This window comes from Exiguobacterium sp. s7, from assembly GCF_018618195.1.
Classification (GTDB): domain Bacteria; phylum Bacillota; class Bacilli; order Exiguobacteriales; family Exiguobacteriaceae; genus Exiguobacterium; species Exiguobacterium mexicanum_A.
In genome coordinates, this window is the sequence record NZ_JACSLO010000004.1 from 156,459 (window position 1) to 173,513 (window position 17,055).

At 53.2% G+C, this 17,055-nt stretch carries 20 protein-coding genes; 14 read left to right on the forward strand and 6 right to left on the reverse strand.

The window, feature by feature from the left end:
• Positions 1-47: 47 nt before the first annotated feature.
• Positions 48-695, reverse strand: a complete 648-nt coding sequence (locus KNP79_RS07270) for a TVP38/TMEM64 family protein (RefSeq protein WP_214824687.1) — start codon at positions 693-695, stop codon at positions 48-50.
• A gap of 223 nt (positions 696-918) precedes the next feature.
• Between KNP79_RS07270 and KNP79_RS07275 the strand changes: the two genes are divergently transcribed.
• The 4 genes from KNP79_RS07275 (at position 919) to KNP79_RS07290 (ending at position 5,070) form a co-directional block, all read left to right on the forward strand.
• Positions 919-2,613: a methyl-accepting chemotaxis protein gene (locus KNP79_RS07275; protein WP_251132903.1), complete on the forward strand. Its 1,695-nt coding sequence runs from the start codon at positions 919-921 to the stop codon at positions 2,611-2,613.
• A 140-nt stretch (positions 2,614-2,753) separates the two neighbouring features.
• Positions 2,754-3,194 carry a hypothetical protein gene (locus KNP79_RS07280; RefSeq protein ID WP_034779131.1) on the forward strand — a complete coding sequence of 147 codons (441 nt, stop codon included), beginning with the start codon at positions 2,754-2,756 and terminating at the stop codon, positions 3,192-3,194.
• Entirely contained in the window at positions 3,191-4,411 is a 1,221-nt protein-coding gene (locus KNP79_RS07285; RefSeq protein WP_215191730.1) for an ABC transporter permease, read from the forward strand. Before KNP79_RS07280 ends, KNP79_RS07285 begins: the two co-directional genes overlap by 4 nt.
• Positions 4,408-5,070, forward strand: a complete 663-nt coding sequence (locus KNP79_RS07290; protein WP_215191732.1) for an ABC transporter ATP-binding protein — start codon at positions 4,408-4,410, stop codon at positions 5,068-5,070. Before KNP79_RS07285 ends, KNP79_RS07290 begins: the two co-directional genes overlap by 4 nt.
• 52 nt (positions 5,071-5,122) lie before the next feature.
• Here KNP79_RS07290 and KNP79_RS07295 read toward each other — a convergent pair whose 3' ends face one another.
• The gene (locus tag KNP79_RS07295) at positions 5,123-5,545 is read right to left on the reverse strand and encodes a DUF1801 domain-containing protein (RefSeq protein WP_058764716.1); all 423 of its coding nucleotides are present in this window, start codon (positions 5,543-5,545) and stop codon (positions 5,123-5,125) included.
• On the reverse strand, positions 5,545-5,901 hold the full coding sequence (locus tag KNP79_RS07300) for a DUF2200 domain-containing protein (protein WP_214764318.1): 357 nt from the start codon (positions 5,899-5,901) through the stop codon (positions 5,545-5,547). Before KNP79_RS07300 ends, KNP79_RS07295 begins: the two co-directional genes overlap by 1 nt.
• Positions 5,902-6,043: 142 nt before the next feature.
• Between KNP79_RS07300 and KNP79_RS07305 the strand changes: the two genes are divergently transcribed.
• Both KNP79_RS07305 and paiA read left to right on the forward strand, forming a co-directional pair.
• Positions 6,044-6,496 (forward strand): MarR family winged helix-turn-helix transcriptional regulator, encoded by a 453-nt coding sequence (locus tag KNP79_RS07305; protein ID WP_214714399.1) that lies wholly within the window; start codon positions 6,044-6,046, stop codon positions 6,494-6,496.
• 11 nt (positions 6,497-6,507) lie between these two features.
• Positions 6,508-7,026, forward strand: a complete 519-nt coding sequence (gene paiA / locus KNP79_RS07310) for a spermidine/spermine N(1)-acetyltransferase (protein ID WP_215191734.1) — start codon at positions 6,508-6,510, stop codon at positions 7,024-7,026.
• Here paiA and KNP79_RS07315 read toward each other — a convergent pair.
• The gene (locus KNP79_RS07315; RefSeq protein WP_215191736.1) at positions 7,001-7,687 is read right to left on the reverse strand and encodes a haloacid dehalogenase type II; all 687 of its coding nucleotides are present in this window, start codon (positions 7,685-7,687) and stop codon (positions 7,001-7,003) included. The genes paiA and KNP79_RS07315 overlap by 26 nt on opposite strands.
• Before the next feature lie 107 nt (positions 7,688-7,794).
• Between KNP79_RS07315 and KNP79_RS07320 the strand changes: the two genes are divergently transcribed.
• The 7 genes from KNP79_RS07320 (at position 7,795) to KNP79_RS07350 (ending at position 14,636) form a co-directional block, all read left to right on the forward strand.
• Positions 7,795-8,391, forward strand: coding sequence for an FMN-binding negative transcriptional regulator (locus KNP79_RS07320; protein ID WP_214824697.1), 597 nt, complete (start codon positions 7,795-7,797; stop codon positions 8,389-8,391).
• A 226-nt stretch (positions 8,392-8,617) separates the two neighbouring features.
• On the forward strand, positions 8,618-9,751 hold the full coding sequence (locus tag KNP79_RS07325) for an RNA-guided endonuclease TnpB family protein (RefSeq protein WP_215191738.1): 1,134 nt from the start codon (positions 8,618-8,620) through the stop codon (positions 9,749-9,751).
• Positions 9,752-9,816: 65 nt separating this feature from the next.
• Positions 9,817-10,725, forward strand: a complete 909-nt coding sequence (locus KNP79_RS15860) for a glycoside hydrolase family 32 protein (protein WP_215191739.1) — start codon at positions 9,817-9,819, stop codon at positions 10,723-10,725.
• Between the two features lie 161 nt (positions 10,726-10,886).
• Positions 10,887-11,378, forward strand: a complete 492-nt coding sequence (locus KNP79_RS07335; protein ID WP_214824704.1) for a hypothetical protein — start codon at positions 10,887-10,889, stop codon at positions 11,376-11,378.
• Positions 11,379-11,546: 168 nt separating this feature from the next.
• Positions 11,547-12,584: an iron-siderophore ABC transporter substrate-binding protein gene (locus KNP79_RS07340; RefSeq protein ID WP_214824707.1), complete on the forward strand. Its 1,038-nt coding sequence runs from the start codon at positions 11,547-11,549 to the stop codon at positions 12,582-12,584.
• A 10-nt stretch (positions 12,585-12,594) separates the two neighbouring features.
• Positions 12,595-13,608: a FecCD family ABC transporter permease gene (locus KNP79_RS07345; RefSeq protein ID WP_371743424.1), complete on the forward strand. Its 1,014-nt coding sequence runs from the start codon at positions 12,595-12,597 to the stop codon at positions 13,606-13,608.
• A complete protein-coding gene (locus tag KNP79_RS07350; RefSeq protein WP_029594756.1) occupies positions 13,605-14,636 on the forward strand; it encodes a FecCD family ABC transporter permease in 1,032 nt (343 codons plus the stop codon). Before KNP79_RS07345 ends, KNP79_RS07350 begins: the two co-directional genes overlap by 4 nt.
• Before the next feature lie 46 nt (positions 14,637-14,682).
• Here the strand turns inward: KNP79_RS07350 and KNP79_RS07355 are convergent, their stop codons facing one another.
• Positions 14,683-15,432, reverse strand: a complete 750-nt coding sequence (locus tag KNP79_RS07355; RefSeq protein ID WP_029594757.1) for an SDR family oxidoreductase — start codon at positions 15,430-15,432, stop codon at positions 14,683-14,685.
• Positions 15,433-15,570: 138 nt separating this feature from the next.
• Between KNP79_RS07355 and KNP79_RS07360 the strand changes: the two genes are divergently transcribed.
• A complete protein-coding gene (locus KNP79_RS07360; RefSeq protein WP_125318037.1) occupies positions 15,571-16,143 on the forward strand; it encodes a TetR/AcrR family transcriptional regulator in 573 nt (190 codons plus the stop codon).
• Here the strand turns inward: KNP79_RS07360 and KNP79_RS07365 are convergent.
• Positions 16,140-17,018, reverse strand: coding sequence for a LysR family transcriptional regulator (locus KNP79_RS07365; RefSeq protein ID WP_215191742.1), 879 nt, complete (start codon positions 17,016-17,018; stop codon positions 16,140-16,142). The genes KNP79_RS07360 and KNP79_RS07365 overlap by 4 nt on opposite strands.
• Positions 17,019-17,055: the final 37 nt, after the last annotated feature.

Genomic DNA, 17,055 nt, shown 5'->3' on the forward strand with positions numbered 1-17,055 from the left:
TCGTTTTTACACGCCGAAGCAAAAAAAAGAGAAGCGGATGCGCTTCTCTAGTCTGACGTGAGCCCGAGCCACCGTTTGACGGGTTCCCGGAAATAATAAGTGACACCAATCAACGTGACGAAGACGAGGGCGGCGATGACGACCAAAGTGATGCTTCCCGAGGCGAGACTCGCTCCGAGAAAACTGTAGGCGAGTGTCCCGGGAATCATGCCTAGGACGGTCGCGAGGATAAACGACCGGAACCGGACCTTAGCAATTCCGCCCGCGTAACTGAGCAAATCGAAGCTGACGAGCGGGATGAGCCGCAAGACGAATACGTATAGGAAGCCGCGTTGCTCCATCTGTGTGAACAGCTTCTCCGACCACGGATAGCTCTCGACCTTGAGCACGGACCTGCCGAACAGTCGGGCCATGACGTAACCGGTCACGGCCGCCGCCGTCGCCCCGAACAAGATGTAGAGGACACCGGGCCAAACCCCGAAGGCGAGACCGGCCCCGAGTGACAGCACCGACGTCGGCAAGAAGATGATTGGTCCGATTGCATAGATGAGGAAAAAGACGACAGGACCCCACCAGCCGAACGACAGGACGCTGTCACGGACGTCAGACGGACGGAGTTCATAGTGGAAATGAGTGATGTAGAAGATACTCCCGAACACAATGAGCATGAGACTAAGTTTGAGCGGGCGTGGCACGGGAATCATTCCTTTCGTATCGATCAGTCTTTTATTTATCGTAGCGCATTTTTCGTCTGAATGAAGGTGAACCAGCTTACAAATCGGTGCCCAATGTGCGAATTAAGCGCTTGACCTATCAGAAAATGGAAACATAGGTCAACGCATGTGTAAAGTCACTTCATTTCAAGCCTCTTTCCTACGATAAATCAGGTAGGGAGGGATCATCGTGAAAAATTTGAAGATGTCTAAAAAACTGACAGTACTGATCAGCGTATTCATCGCGACACTCGTTCTCGTCGCAGCACTCAGCCACGTCTTCATGGGACGCATGGCCGATGCGGGAGAATCGATTTATGAAGATCGGTTATTGCCGATTCGCGCCCTCGGTCAAATCCGGACGGATAACCGTGCCTTGGACGGGTATTTGCTCGAATTGATGCTGACGACGGATGCGTCTCGAAATGAAGAACTAGAGGCAAGTATCGAGGAACGGCGTGACAGCATCGGGACGAACCTCGAACTGTTCAACGAGACGTTCGCCTCAACAGATGCCGAGATGCAAGGTCGAGTCGAAGACTTGAATGCCGAGATTGCAGCCTATCTCGAAGGGACCGAGCTCGTGCTTCAGCCGGTGCTTCGGAATGAGAACACGGCGGCGTACCGCATCTATATGAGTGACTTGCGACCGGTCCGTCAAGACTTGGTCGAGACGGCAACGGTCGTCATGGACGGCATCAATCAAGAAGCCGAGACGGCAAGCACGACGATGCAGAACGAGCGGACGGAATCGGTCACGTTGTTCTGGGCGCTTGTCGCCATCGGGGCACTCATCTCAATCGGGCTCGGCGTCTACATCACGCGCCTCATCGTCCGTCCGGTCCGTGAGTTGAATGGACTCATGAGCCGTGCCGGAGCCGGTGATTTGACGGTCGACAGCACGTACACGTCGCGTGACGAGATTGGTTCGCTCGCCAACTCATTTAACGAGATGAAAGATAGTCTTCGCGACTTGATCGGCAATGTCACGGCGACAGCCGGTCGCGTCGCGACGTCATCGGACGATTTGAAATCGAACGTCGAAGAGACGACAAAAGCGACCGAGATGGTCGCCGTCACGATGGAAGAGATTGCATCCGGTTCGGTCCGTCAATTGACGCGTGTGAAGGAATCGAGCAGTACGCTCACCGAACTGACGAACGGGATTCATCACGTCTCGGACAGTGCCCAGCATATGACTGAACTGTCGGATGGGGCACTTCAAAAAGTCGGGACCGGCAACGAGTTGATTGAGACGCTCGAGTCCCAGCTTGAGGCGATGAACGAAAAAGTGAAGGCGTTGCAGACGGTCATCGGCCAACTCGACGTCCGCTCCCAAGAAATCGGCAGCATCACCGGTACGATCTCCGGCATCGCCGAACAGACGAACTTGCTCGCCTTAAACGCGGCCATCGAAGCGGCCCGGGCCGGCGACCAAGGACGTGGATTCGCCGTCGTTGCCTCAGAAGTTCGGAAACTTGCTGAAGAGTCGGCGATTGCGACGAAACGAATCTCTGGTTTGATTGGAGATACGCAGACAGAGACGAAACAAGCCGTCCAGACGATGCATGTTGTCGAGAGCGAGATGGGCCACAGCGTCACGAACGTCCAACAGGCGGGCGTCGCGTTCGAGGACATCAAGCGGGCGATCGAAGAAGTCGGTCAAAAAGTCGAGGAAGTGTCAGGCTCTGTCCAAGAGATGGCGGCCGGTGCGACCGAGATTTTACGATCGGTGAACGAGATTCAAGGCATCACGGAGACGACGGCGACCGACACCGAGAACACCTCGGCGGCGACGGAAGAACAGATGGCGTCGATGGAAGAAATCACGGCTTCGGCCCAAGAGCTGTCGAACATGGCAGACGAGATGCGTCAAATGACAAAACGATTTAACGTGTAACGAACAGGCAGGTCGCCATCGACCTGCCTGTTTTTGCGTATGTCGTAAATTGAGCTAGCACATTATTTCCTTCCGTTCCCTTTTAAATATAAATTATGTAAAATTGGCTCGTGTTCATTCTCTATGGTAAGGGGTGGCTTATGAAATATTCGTTATTTAGATTGAGTGACGCGCTAGAGGCGTTTGCCATCTATCTCATGTGCTTTGCTTCAAATTTGGCATTGGTTTATGTGCAAACTTCGAACGTAGAAATTGCTTCTCTTTTAGAGGCCTTTATAGACAGTATTGTAGACTATCGACTGATTATAAGTATTTCCCTTACATTTATGATGATTGTGTTTCATTATCAATTTCTAAATCGAAAGAAGACAGAAATATCCTGCCGCATCCTTGTAGGTGATACACGGGAAGGGATGGTCAAACGATACATTTTAAATAGTTTAACGATATTGATGATTAGCTTTGTAGCGTCGCTTTTATTCGGCTTTTATTTAAATGTGATTGTAACGAGCAATCTCTACTTAGTCTTTATTTTTACTATATACATACTAGTGAGTGCGGGGCAGGTGACGAACGAATGAAAATCTTACACTTTTTTATCACTAAAATATTTTTGAAGCGATGGATTTTGGTGCTGAGTACGGTCGCCTTGCTGTTTCTTGCCAACTCTCTTTCTTTTATTGCCGCGCGTTCCATTATTTCAACGTTTCAAGGTTATCAAGATATCGGTGTGTTTAATCAAGCAGGCAATTTCATTGCGAACCTAGACCCTGATCAGGAAGCGAAGTTTGATGGAATCGATGTCGAAGCTACACAAAAGCTATACGACTATTTAAACGACAACTATACATACGCTTTTCAAGCCGATGGGTTTGCCACTTCATTACCTAACGAACAGAACATGGAAGTGTCTGTCAGTTATATCAATGAAAAGGCGTATCAAATCAACCAATTAAATTTACCGCAAGGGAACCATTTGAAATTCGATTATCAATTGGACACCGACCAAATCTCGGTTTTAATAGGGGCCGGTCTGGCCTCGACATATCCTGTCGGTTCAACGATAAAAATGACAGATCCGGTCACCCAACAAGCGGTCAATTTAAACGTTCAAGGAGTTTTGGAGAAGAATACGCACCGGTCGAATTTCTATGCGCCCAATTCAAAGAACTATTTTAACTTTGCGATTCTCGTCCCCGTGAACGAACAATTTATTCAACGAGCGAACATTGACCTTCATGTGAACGGGTTGATGGATCTGGTGCTACTCGATTCGACAAAAGAGGAAGCCGCGGAATTGAACGAATACGTACAAGAAAATATAGGTCTGAAACTTAACTTTTTTAGTCAACAAGAAAACTTTGATTACTTTGAGGCGTATTATGCGAACTCGATAAAAATCATCTGTGCCATCACCTTCGTTCTGCTTGTCATCCTTGTTAGTCTAGCAACGTGGACCAGTTTGACGAGTGTTCGGTTGATGATTAAAGATTTTACACTCAACTTATTGGTCGGATTAAGTTATTCCAAACTGAGAACGATTTTTTATAGTTACTTCGGAATGTTGTTTACATTGAATCTAGCCATGCTATTTGTGATTATCGCGTTCAATCGATACGGCTATTGGATTAGAAAAGATGCCATTTTTGCCACGTACGGGCTATTTGGTTTAATCAGTATGGATTGGTTTGCTTTACTGGTAGTTCTTTTAATCAATCTGGTGATTGGGTTAACGATTGTGGAACTGACATTACGGAAAATAAAAAAGATTCCAATCTCGGTGGGGGTTTTAGAATGAATCGTATCATGAAGTTAGAAATCCAGAACAAAACGTTCAAACAGAAAGGTTTTTCAATCTTGAATGATTTTGAGTTGGAAGTTCAAACTGGGGAAAAAGTTTCGATCATCGGGGAGTCTGGGGTCGGAAAAACGTCGTTGCTTAATATTCTCGGATTGCTCGATACACAATACGAAGGAAGCTACGAGCTGTTTGGTTCAGTGGTTAATGAGTTGTCACGAAACAAACTGGCAGAGTGGCGCAATCAAAAGATTGGGTTTGTGCTTCAAGATTCCGCGCTTATTCATTCGTTAACCATCGAGGATAATATCAAGTTACCTCTCATGTATGCCAACATCGAAAAAGACCGAAACGCTCAAGAACACTTTGAACGAATTGTTCAGAAGATTGGGATTGAGTCGATTTTGAAAAAGAAACCGCATGAGTGTTCGGGTGGCCAACGGTCTAGAGCTGTTTTTGCGAGAGCAATCATGATGAATCCCCAAATCATCTTATCAGATGAACCGAAGGCGTCATTAGATTCAAAAAACAAAGAAAAAATCATCGATCTATTGTTTGAAATGAACAATGAATTTAATACGACTATTATCACCGTGACGCACGATTTAGATGTGGCTAATCGTCATGATCGGATTATCACGCTCGAAATGAATGAATGAGATATGTTCCATGCATGATGAAAGGCAGGTCGAAACAATTCGACCTGCCTGTTTAGCGTGATTCGTAAGCCGTAATCCATTGCTCCGGCGTCATCTTCGAGACGAGCTCGCCAATCAACTCGTACGGGATATGTTTGACGTTGCCGAAGCGGATACAGCTCTTGCCCATGTTCAATTTCGTCGGCACTTGGGCGGCGTATGACTCCTCGAACCAGCGGAGCAGTTCCGGGTCGCTATAGACGCCCATATGATACACGGCGACATGGTTCTTCTGGGCGATGACGCTCAAGAACGGGAGCGGGGTGCCCGGCGTGACGTGATACCCGGACGGATACGTCGATAGCGGGACGACATAATGGATGCCGTTCCCGTCGGTCGTCTTCTCGAACCCGGCCGGTAAGTTCGCATCGATGACGTCAATTAAACGGATGAAAGCGTCGAGCCGCTTGTCGTCGACGAGTGTCGTATAGTCCATCAGACGTCGCCTCCTCGTAAAATCTTCGCCATCGCCTTGCCTTTGGCCAGTTCATCGACGAGTTTGTCCAAATAGCGAATCTCGCGCATGAGCGGCTCCTCGACATTCTCGACGCGGACGCCGCAGACGACGCCTTTGATGAGGGCGCGGTCTTCGTTCATCTTGGGCGCAGCGGTGAAGAATGTGTCAAAGTCGACCTCGGCAGCGAGTTGGCGCTCGAGTCCGGCCTCGTCATAGCCCGTCAACCAGCGGATAATCGTATCGACTTCGTCTTTCGTCCGGCCTTTCCGTTCGGCTTTCGCGACGTAAAGCGGATAGACGCTCGCAAAGCTCGTCGTGTAAATGCGGTGTGCCATGAGATCCCCTCGTTTCGTGGAATGATACCTCCATTTTCTCACATAATCAAAGTTCATACCCAAAATACTTTTTGTTGCAAATGCAACTAAATGCATTATACTAAACATAACATATTGCAAACACAACAATCAGGAGGACTATATGAGAGACCAGTTGCGTGAAATCGGGATGATCGCCCGCTCCCTCGACTCGATCAGCAATATCGAGTTCAAAGAACTCGAGCTGACGAAAGGGCAATATTTATATTTGGTCCGGATTTGTGAGGAGCCGGGCATCATTCAAGAGAAGCTCGCCGAATTAATTAAAGTCGATCGGACGACGGCGGCGCGGGCGGTTCAAAAGTTGGAAACGAACGGGTTGATCACGAAGCAGGACGACCCGCACAACAAGAAAATCAAACGGCTCGTCCCGACTGAACGGGGCAAGGCGCTGTATCCGGTCATCATCCGCGAGCATGAGCATTCGACTAACGTCGCGCTCGCCGGGCTGAGCGACCAGGAAGCCGAGCAGCTGCTCCGGCTGTTGAAGCGGGTCCGCCACAATATCGAAGGGGACTGGGATGCCGTGAAGAAAGGGAAGAAACGAGACTACTAGGGGGAACGAACATGATCACCATCAAAGCTTGCACAATCGAAGACGTCGAAGCACTTCGCACTATCAGCATCGAGACGTTCACGGAGACGTTCGAGGCCGAGAACGACCCGGTGCATCTGGCGGCGTATCTCGAGCGGGCGTACAACGTGGCGCAACTCAAAGAAGAACTTTCGAATCCAGACTCACAGTTCTTCTTCGCCATACTTGACGGGGAAGTGGCTGGTTACTTAAAAGTGAACGCCAACAACGCCCAGACCGAGGCCATGGGCGAGGAGGCGTTCGAACTCGAACGGATCTATGTGCGACGCACCTTCCAAGGGAGCGGCGTCGGGAAGGCGTTGTATGACCAGGCCATCACGTGCGCGGGTGAGCTGAACAAACGTGAAATCTGGCTCGGTGTGTGGGAACATAACCATAAGGCACTCGCCTTTTACCGAAAGCACGGCTTCGTCCAGACCGGGGCACACACGTTTTATATGGGCGATGACGCCCAAGTCGATTTGATTATGGCCAAGCCGCTTCGTCCGTGACCCATTCCAGTATCCCGGACAAGTCCTCATAGACGGCGTCAGGGGCCAGGTCGGGCATATCGACCGGTTTGCCGTCGCGGTTGATCCAAGCCGTATGGAACCCGAAGTTCTTCGCACCGGCGATGTCCCATCCGTTCGAGGACAGGAACAGCACCTCGTCCCGCTTCAACCCGCTGTTCTTGAACCAATGCATGTAGGCGGCCGGTGACGGCTTGGCTTGTTTGATACCGTCGATGCTGACGAGCTCGTCGAACAGGTCGGTGAACCCGGCGTTGTGGATGAGCGCCTCGAGCATCGCGTCCGTCCCGTTCGAGAGAACGATAGTCTGTTTATGATGCAGCTGGTGCAAGACATCCGCGACCTCTTCATATGGTGACAGGTCGGCGTACGTGGCAATCAACGCATCCTCCGTCTCGGTCGTCCACGTCACTTCGGCCGCCGACAATGCATACCGGAGCGCGTCGCGCGTGACGACAGAGAAGTCCTCATAACGTCCCATGATGTGGCGGGTAAAGAAGTAGTCGAGCTGTTTCGTCCGCCACGACTGGCTGATTTGGTCCCCTTTTCCGGGGAACTGTTCGTCACACGCCGTCTTGACGGAATGCACATCGAACAAGGTCCCATATACATCGAACACGAATGCTTTAATCTGCGGTTTCATAAAATCCCTCCTGTATGATGTAGCGTCATCTACTCTTTACCCTAGTTGGCGTGAATTATACGGAATGGGCCAGTCAGTTGATGAACGAACAAGATAGGAGGAATACGATGTACGTCCCAAAACTTTACGCTGTGAACGATCCGAAAGAAGTGCACGCATTTCTAAAGGCCCATCCGTTTGGCACCATCGTCACGTATGATGGCCAAAAACCGATCGCGACGCACGTGCCACTCCGTTTCCATGAGGAAGAGGGCCGCGTCTGGTTCACGACACACATCGCCAAAAACAATCCACAGTGGCAAACGATTGAAGACCAGACCGTCCTCTTGATCGTCCAAGGCCCGGACGCCTATGTGTCGGCGTCGTGGTACGGACATGAGGACGTATCGACATGGAACTATCAGGCCGTCCATGCATACGGACAGGCCACCATTTTAAATGCGGACCAACTCGATGAAGACTTGGCTCGACTGCTTCAAGACCATGAAGGGGACCGGGAGCACGCCGTCGTCTGGGAGGAACTGTCCGAGTCGGTGCAACGGCAGAAATATGGCGTCGTCGGGTTCCGCATCGACATTTCGGAGATGCAGGCGGCGTTCAAGCTGAGTCAGAATCGAAACGAAACGGATTATAAGCGTATCGTCTCGGAACTCGAACAGGCAGGGTGTCCAATCGCGGATGTGATGCGGAAGAAGCGTCCTTGATTTCATTCATTTAACTAAATTTGGCGAGAATTCTCCCACCTCTGAGAGTCTCGGGCGAAGCCCAGCGTAGGTGGGAGATGAATCGCCTGGTCCCAGATCCTCGGGCTGCCCCTGTGACAGATATGACGAACGGAAGTTCGTGATTCTGTCAGATTTCCCTTCCCCCGTCGCGGGTATCGGATGAGGAAGGCGTTAATCACGATCATCGGCCGAGAGGAGGGGCGACATGCTGAAGGGCTACAAATACCGGCTCCACCCGACGGCGGCACAGGCCGAGTTCCTGGTCCGGACGATCGGCTGCGCCCGGTTCATCTACAACAAGCTGCTCGAGGACCGCATCGCCATCCACGAGGAGGCGAAGGCGAGCGGCGGGCCGAGGCAGAAACCGCCGACACCGGCCTCCTACAAGCCCCTGTTCCCGTTCCTCGCCGAGGCGGACAGCCTCGCGCTCGCGAACGCGAAGCTGCACCTCGACGCGGCGTTCACGAAGTTCTTCGCCGGGACGGCTGCCTTCCCGGTGTTCAAGTCGAGACGAAAATCGCGCGCGTCCTACACGACGAACAACCAGCACGGCACAATCCGCATCGAGGCGGGAAAGGTCCGTCTGCCGAAGGTCGGGTTCGTCCGCTTCACACAGCACCGAATCTTCGACGGCGAGATCCGCTCCGCGACCGTGTCGATGACGAAGACGGGCACGTTCTTCGTGTCGCTCCTCGTCGAGCAGGGCGACGAGCCATGGGTGCCGGCCGAGCACAAGGTCGGGATCGACCTCGGGTTGGAACACTTTGCCGTCATGACGAACGACGCTCTCGTCACGGAGAAGATCGCGAACCCGCGCCACCTGCGACAGGCCGAGGCACGGCTGAAACGGGCGCAGCGCGCGCTCTCCCGCAAGAAGCCCGGTAGCAGGAACCGCGAGAAGGCGCGGCTCCTGCTGGCGAAAAAGCATGAAAAGGTACGGAACCGACGGCACGACTTCCTCCACAAGCTGTCGCGACGCATCGTCGACGAGAACCAAGTCGTCGTGGTCGAGACGCTGAAGCCGAGGGAGATGATGCAGGACCGCCGCCTGGCGAAATCGATCGGGGACGTCGGATGGGGCGAGTTCGTCCGCCAACTAGAATATAAGGCTAGGCTCTATGGACGGACGCTGATCAAGGCCGACCCGTGGTTCGCCTCGACCCAAGTCTGTTCGGCCTGTGGCGAGAACGGCGGAAGGAAGGAGCTAGACGTCCGCGAGTGGACATGCGGCGCGTGCGGGGCATACCATGACCGCGACGTCAACGCGAGCCTCAACCTGTTGCGCCTCGCCGACCGAAACATCCCAGGGCAGGGACTGCCCGACGAGCTTGGTCCATAACCGTGGCTGGTAAGAGCACGGTCTTCCCAAGAAGCTCCCACTTCAAGTTGCGAAGCAACTAAGTGGTGAGTAGTTCACAGGAATGGCAGTATCTCGGCGTTCTCGGAGAAAGTGATGGGACGGAAGGCTACATGTGGGAGTGTCCTGTTTTCTTTGAACTCGACGGTGAGCATATCCTCTTATTTTCACCGCAAGGGATGAAACCAGAAGGGGACCGGTATCAGAACTTGTTCCAAACGGGTTGCGTGACCGGTTCGTTCGAATATGAAACGAACACGTTTGAGCGAGGTGATTTCCAAGAGCTCGACCACGATCATGATTTCTATGCCGTCCAGACGTTGCTCGATGACAAAGGGCGCCGCATCGCCATCGGCTGGATGGACATGTGGGAATCGGAGATGCCGACGAAAGAACATGGCTGGGCCGGGGCGTTGACGTTACCACGTGTCCTTTCACGGTCTGAGAACGGGCGCATCAAGATGGAGCCGGTCGAGGATCTGAAAGTCTTGTGTTCTAAATGGCTGGACGTCCAGTTGACGACGATTGAAGAGACTGAAATCGTCATGGATGTGGCGGGGGAGTTGCTTGAGCTAGAGGTTGAGTTCTCATTAAGTGATGTCACAGCAGATACGTTCGGTATCAAGTTACGTCGGAGTGAAGATGGCTCAGAAGAGACCGTCATCCGCTTCTCGCCTCAAACCCGCCAATTGACACTCGATCGAACGAAGTCAGGGACGGGCGTCGATGGAATCAGAACGGCTGAGGTCGACGTGGAAGGGGATGTGCTCCAGTTACGGATTTTCCTCGACCGGTTTTCGGTGGAAGTGTTCGCCGACGCTGGGACGACGGTGATGACAAGCCCGATCTATCCCGATCCGACGAGTCTTGGGTTATCGTTCTATGCCGAAGGTGGAAGTGTCAACGTCAAAACGTGCAACGTGTGGCAATTGAAAGATGTATGGACTGAACAATGAACTAAAGAACCGTGCCGATCTCATAAAGAGTAGGTACGGTTTTGTTATAAATATATACAATTGACCTTTCACAACAAAACGCTCTGTAAGTTGTGGTTAAATGGGTCGTATCATGAGTGTAGAACGCAAATTACTTATGAATTGAGCGGAGACAGATGAACATGAAACGATTGATAAGGTTACTAGGTTGGCTGATTGTCATTTTAGCGTTGTTTGAATTAACGACGGATTGGCCTGACCCACCAAACCCACCGATTGAACACACGTTTGAAGAACCGATTGTGTTTCCGTTTGAAATCACTCGGCGTTACACAGAAGTCGACATTCAAGTGCCGCATTACCTTCATAGTTTCGTGTTTCATTATGTAAACGAAGAGACGTCACAAGAGCTACATTATATTGTCGATAAAGTCGTCGATGAACCTGAAGACGTGGACGATCTTTCGTCATACGGGGACCAATACGAGCTCGCAGACGGGACGGCTGCTTTCTTTGATGAATCTGAATCGACGTCACAAGGGTTATGGTGGATTAACAAAAACGGTTTCACTGCAAGAATCATCTACTACCTCGATGGCAACTCCGTGGAACTCGACGACGAGACCCGCTTGCCGGTCCAACAACTGATCAACTTGGCCAATCAAACGTTATGAAATTAGCCCGCATCTTACCACTTGAGAGAAGAGGGCTTTTTTCTATTTTTCCTTAAATATCTTGAAGTTCAGATTGACAGCGCCACTCGATTCATCCTATACTCATAACTGATAATGATTATCAATGTCGGCGTAAAACGTTGTCATACAGAAAAAGGGGACTAGGACATGAACAGCTACAAGAAAATGCTACATATGTTCATCATCATGTCTGCTTTCGTGCTCGTGCTCGCAGGATGCGGCTCGAACAATGAAGATGCAGCCACGACAGATGAATCTGCTGAAACGGCAGAAGGCTATCCAATCACAATCAAACACGCGTTAGGCGAGACGGTCATCGACAAGAAGCCAGAACGCGTCGCAACGGTCGGTTGGTCGAACCAAGACGTGGCGCTCGCGCTTGACGTCGTACCAGTCGGTTTCTCGGCTGCGAACTACGGTGTCCAAGACGGCAGCGGCATGTTGCCGTGGACGGCTGACAAGTTGAAAGACCTCGGTGAAGAAAACCCGAACATCTACCAAGATACGGACGGTCTCGACTTCGAAGCGATCGCCGACTCACAGCCGGACGTCATTCTTGCTGCCTACTCAGGCATCACGCAAGAAGATTACGACACGTTGACAGAAATCGCACCGGTCGTCGCATACCAAGAGACGCCTTGGGTGTCATCATGGCAGGACACGGTTCGTTACGACTCAATGGCCATGGGCATGGAAGAAGAAGGCAAACAGTTGATTGAAGACACAGAGAAACTCATCGCCGACAAGGCAGCTGAAGTACCGGAGATGAAAGGGAAGAAAGCGGCATTCGTCGCGCTCAGCCCAGGCGATCTCTCGAAGTTCTACATCTACACGACTGGTGACCCACGCGGTGCTTTCATCGAAGAACTCGGCATGGAGTACCCTGAGAACATCACAAGCCAAATCAAAGATGAGAACAGCTTCTACCTCGAGCTCAGCTCAGAGAACGCTGACATCTTGAACGACGTCGACATCTTCGTCGCCTACGGGAACGAAGAGACGTTGAAAGCACTTCAAGCTGACCCGCTCTACAGCAAAGTGCCGGCCATCAAACGCGGTTCGGTCGTCATGATCGAAGATAACACGCCGCTCGCGGCTGCTGGGACACCATCACCACTCTCGATCGAATATACGATTGACGACTATGTGAAACTCGTGTCAGAAGCACTCGCGAAAGTCGAGTAATCAAATGAATATGCCGAAGAAGTTACACACGCCGAAACGGTTCGGGCTCCTCCTCGTAGGGTCGCTCGTCCTTCTCGTCGTCTGTATGCTCGCTTCGCTTGCTTTCGGCTCACGGACAGTCGGATGGGATGAACTGCTTGACGGTTTATTCCGTCCGGCTGTTCAGTCGTATGAAGCGGATATCGTCCGGCAGCGGGTCGTTCGGACGGTGTTCAGTTTCATGTGCGGGGCAGCACTCGGTGTCTCGGGCGCATTGATGCAGTCGGTGACGCGCAACCCGATCGCCGACCCGAGCATTCTCGGAGTCAACACAGGAGCGGCGCTGTTCGTCGTCGTCGGGATTGCCTTCTTCAACATCTCGACCGCGAGCGACTATATCTGGTTCGCGCTCGCCGGGGCGCTCTTGACGGCGGCGTTCGTGTTCGGGATCGGGTCGCTCGGTCGGGGCGGTTCGACGCCACTCAAACTCGTCTTGGCCGGCGCGGCGACGAGTGCGGCCTTGTCGTCACTCGTCATGGCCATCATGATTCCGCGCTCGAACGTCATGGACCAGTTCCGGTTCTGGCAGGTCGGTAGCGTCGGGGCCGGGACAATGGATTCGATTATGACGTTCCTGCCATTCTTTATCGGCGGTATCATTATCGCCATCTTGGCGGCACCGTCCCTCAACATCTTGGCGCTCGGGGAAGATCTCGCCACAGGTCTTGGTGTCCGCATCGGCACGTTGAAATTGATTGCCTCATTCGCCGGCGTCATCTTGTGCGGGGCGGCGACGGCACTGGCTGGACCAATCGGCTTTATCGGTCTCTTGGCGCCGCATCTCGTCCGCTTGGTCATCGGAGCGGATGAACGGTATATCATCCCGATGTCGGCACTCACCGGCGCGATTTTATTGACGTTCGCTGACGTGGCAGGACGTTTGCTCGGTAGTCCCGGGGAACTCGAAGTCGGGATTGTCACGGCGTTCGTTGGGGCACCAATCTTGATCGCCTTGACGATGAAAGTGAAGGTGCGTGGCGTATGACGAACCAATCGATTCAACCCATCATCCATAACAGTCGCAAGCGTCGGCAACGGACCGTCTTCGTGACGCTCGTCTTGTTCGCGCTGGCCCTTACGTTGAGCGCGACGATGCTCATGCTCGGCAACACGATTTATCCGGTCGCAGACGTCATCCGTGTCTTGTTCGGGGAACAAGTACCGGGCGCCTCGTTCGCCGTCGGCACAATTCGTCTGCCGCGCATGCTCGCCGGCGTCTTCGCCGGACTTGCGTTCGGGATCGCCGGGACGGTGTTCCAGACGATGCTCCGTAACCCGCTCGCCAACCCGAACGTCATCGGCATCACGACCGGGTCGAGTGCGGCGGCCGTGTTCGGCATCGTCGTCTTACAGGCGAGCGATACGTTCGTCTCTATCATCTCGATTATCGGCGGGCTGTTGACCGTCCTCGCCATCTACTTCTTGTCGAAAGGCGCCGCCTTCTCAATCGGCCGGCTCGTCTTAGTCGGCATCGGGATTCAAGCGATGCTGACGGCGGTCATCAATTATCTGCTGCTCATCAGCCGCCAAAACGATGTCGGGACGGCGATGCGCTGGTTGAGCGGCAGCTTAAACGGAGTGAAGATGGAGACGCTCCCGCCGCTCATGATCGCGGTCGCGCTCTGTCTGCCGGTCATCCTCCGGCTCAGTCGACAGCTCCAGATTTTAGAGCTCGGGGAGATGACGGCGACGTCGCTCGGTGTCAAGACGAACCAGACGCGCGTGCTGCTCATTGTCGCCTCGGTGCTCATGCTGGCGCTCGCGACGGCGACGACCGGACCGATCGCCTTCGTCGCGTTCTTGGCAGGACCGATTGCGAAGCGGCTCGTCGGGGACGGGCGTTCGACGATCATTCCGGCGGCACTCGTCGGGGTCATCTTGGTGCTCGCGGCCGATCTCATCGGTCAGTTCGCCTTCACGGCCCGCTACCCGGTCGGTGTCATCACCGGCATGGTCGGGGCGCCGTATTTGATTTATCTCTTGATCCGGATGAACCGGAGAGGGGAGCTATAACGAGAAATGAGCCACATCCGGCGTCGGATATGGCTCATTTTTTGGTTTAGTAGGCGGTCCAACCACCATCGATGGCGACGACTTGACCGTTGATGAAACTCGATTCGTCCGAGCCGAGGAAGAGGGCGAGTTGAGCGATCTCTTCCGGTTGTCCGATGCGTGGGTTGATGGCCATCCCGAGTTGCTGGCGACCGAACCCGGCCTGGCTCATGTTCGTCATCGTCGAGCCGATGTTCGTCGCGACCGCGCCCGGTGCGATTCCGTTACAACGGATGTTTTGATCGGCATACATGAACGCCGTGTTCTTCGTCAATCCGACGACGGCGTGTTTCGACGCCGTATAGGCCGCTCCGGCCCGAGCGCCGTACAAGCCCCCGGCCGAGATGTTGTTGACGATGACGCCGTGACCTTGCTTCGTGAACAAGTCGACGGCGATGCGCATCGATTTCATGACCGACACCGTGTTGACGGCAAAGATTTTCTCCCAACGGTCGTTCGAGATCTCACCGACCGGCTCCATCCCGTCCATGATGCCGGCGTTGTTGACGAGGATGTCGACCTGACCGAACGTCTTCACCGTCTCGTCGAACAACTGCTGCAACGCTTCTTCAGATGTGACGTCCGTCTGGATGGCGAACGCTTCGCCTGAAATCCCCTCGACGACGGCCTGTGCCCCGTCAAAATTCATATCTGAGACGACGACACGGGCTCCTTCCTTCGCATATAGTTCTGCAATGGCTTTCCCCATTCCTGATGCTGCACCTGTGACAATCGCCACTTTCCCCGATAACCGCATGACTGTCTCCTCCTTTAATTGAACATGTGTTCAATAACTATTATAATGAACGATAGAAATCGCTTACAATCATCAAAAAAGAGACGTTCTGTTGAGTAATCAACACTTTAGGCCATAACTGTTGAGAGGAATGTGCGAATCATGAAGGCGGACTTGCGCGTCATCAAAACAAAACGAGCGCTCCATGAGGCGCTCGTCGAATTATTGAAGAATCATTCGCTCGAACAAGTGACGATTTCAGCACTTTGTCGTGTGGCAAATGTCAATCGGGGCACGTTTTATTTGCACTATGCCCGGGTCGAGGACGTGTTCGAGGAGTACTTCCAAGAGATCACGGCCGACCTCGCCAAGTCGTACGAGGAGCCGTATCGTCATGTGAAGTTGCTCAATCCGCGTGAACTCGAGCCGTCGACGATCCGCATCTTTCACCACGTCCAGACGTACGTCGACTTCTATCGCATCGTCTTCTCGAAAAACGTACCGCTCGCGTACTATTACATGTTGTTCGACGAAGTGCGCAAGTTGCTCCTCCGCGACACGGCGGCGCACAAGCAAGACGAGATTGACCATGCGTTGTTCTGTTCGTATCAAGCGAACGCCATCGTCGGGATGATCATCCATTGGGCCGAACGCGACTTCGCGGCCACCCCGGACGAGATGAACGAGCAGTTGGCGCACATATTGCGCCTCGATTCCGGCCGCCGTGTTTAGGTGGCCGTTTCCCGTTCATCGAACAGCTCTAAAAATGTTGAGGCGACGTTCGACAGGCGACTCCCGCTCTTCCAAATCAAATGGACGGAAGACGTGAGCGGGGGATGGAGCGGGACGAACACCAACTCGGTCCCTTGCGTGTTGATGATCCCGTCGAGGCAGAGCGCGTGGCCGATGCCTTCCCGGACGAGGAGCGAGGCGTTATAGAGCAGGTTGTACGTCGCGACGACGTCCGTTTCAGTCAAATCGACGCCGAGCCGGGCCGACAAATGCCGGTCGACGAGCGATTGCTCTGACAAGATGAGCGGCAAGTCGAGAAGATCCCCAGTCTCGATGGCACGCTTCTGTCCGACCGGGCTGTCACGGCGCGTCAAGATGCCCCAACGGTCGACGTGGTGGAGCTCGCGCGAGGCGTACGTGGCCAGATTGATCGGCTCGATGACGACCCCGAAGTCGAGGATGCCCCGGTCCAACTTGTCGATCACATCGTCCCCGTTGCCGCTATACAGGCGTAACTTGACGTCGGGATGAAGCTGTTTCATCTGTCGGAACGTCTCGATGACCGAGGTGAGCGTCTCCGTCTCACCACCGCCGATGTACAGTTCTCCGCTGACGGGCGTCGCCGTGTTCAAATTGACCGAGATCTTATCGGCCAGACGGACCATCTCTTTGGCGTGTTCGGCCAAATAGTAGCCTCGTTCCGTCAGCGTGACGCCGCCTTGGCTCCGCTCGAACAACGGTCCGCCGAGACTGTCCTCGAGTTGATGGATTTGCCGGGACAGTGCGGGTTGCGACAGTCGTAAATGTTCGGCCGCGCGCGTGATGTTCTTTTCGCTCGCGACGGCGAGGAAGTACCGTAGTTGTTGTAGCTCCATATCATCCCTCCATGCGTTTTCGTTATGGTTCTTAATC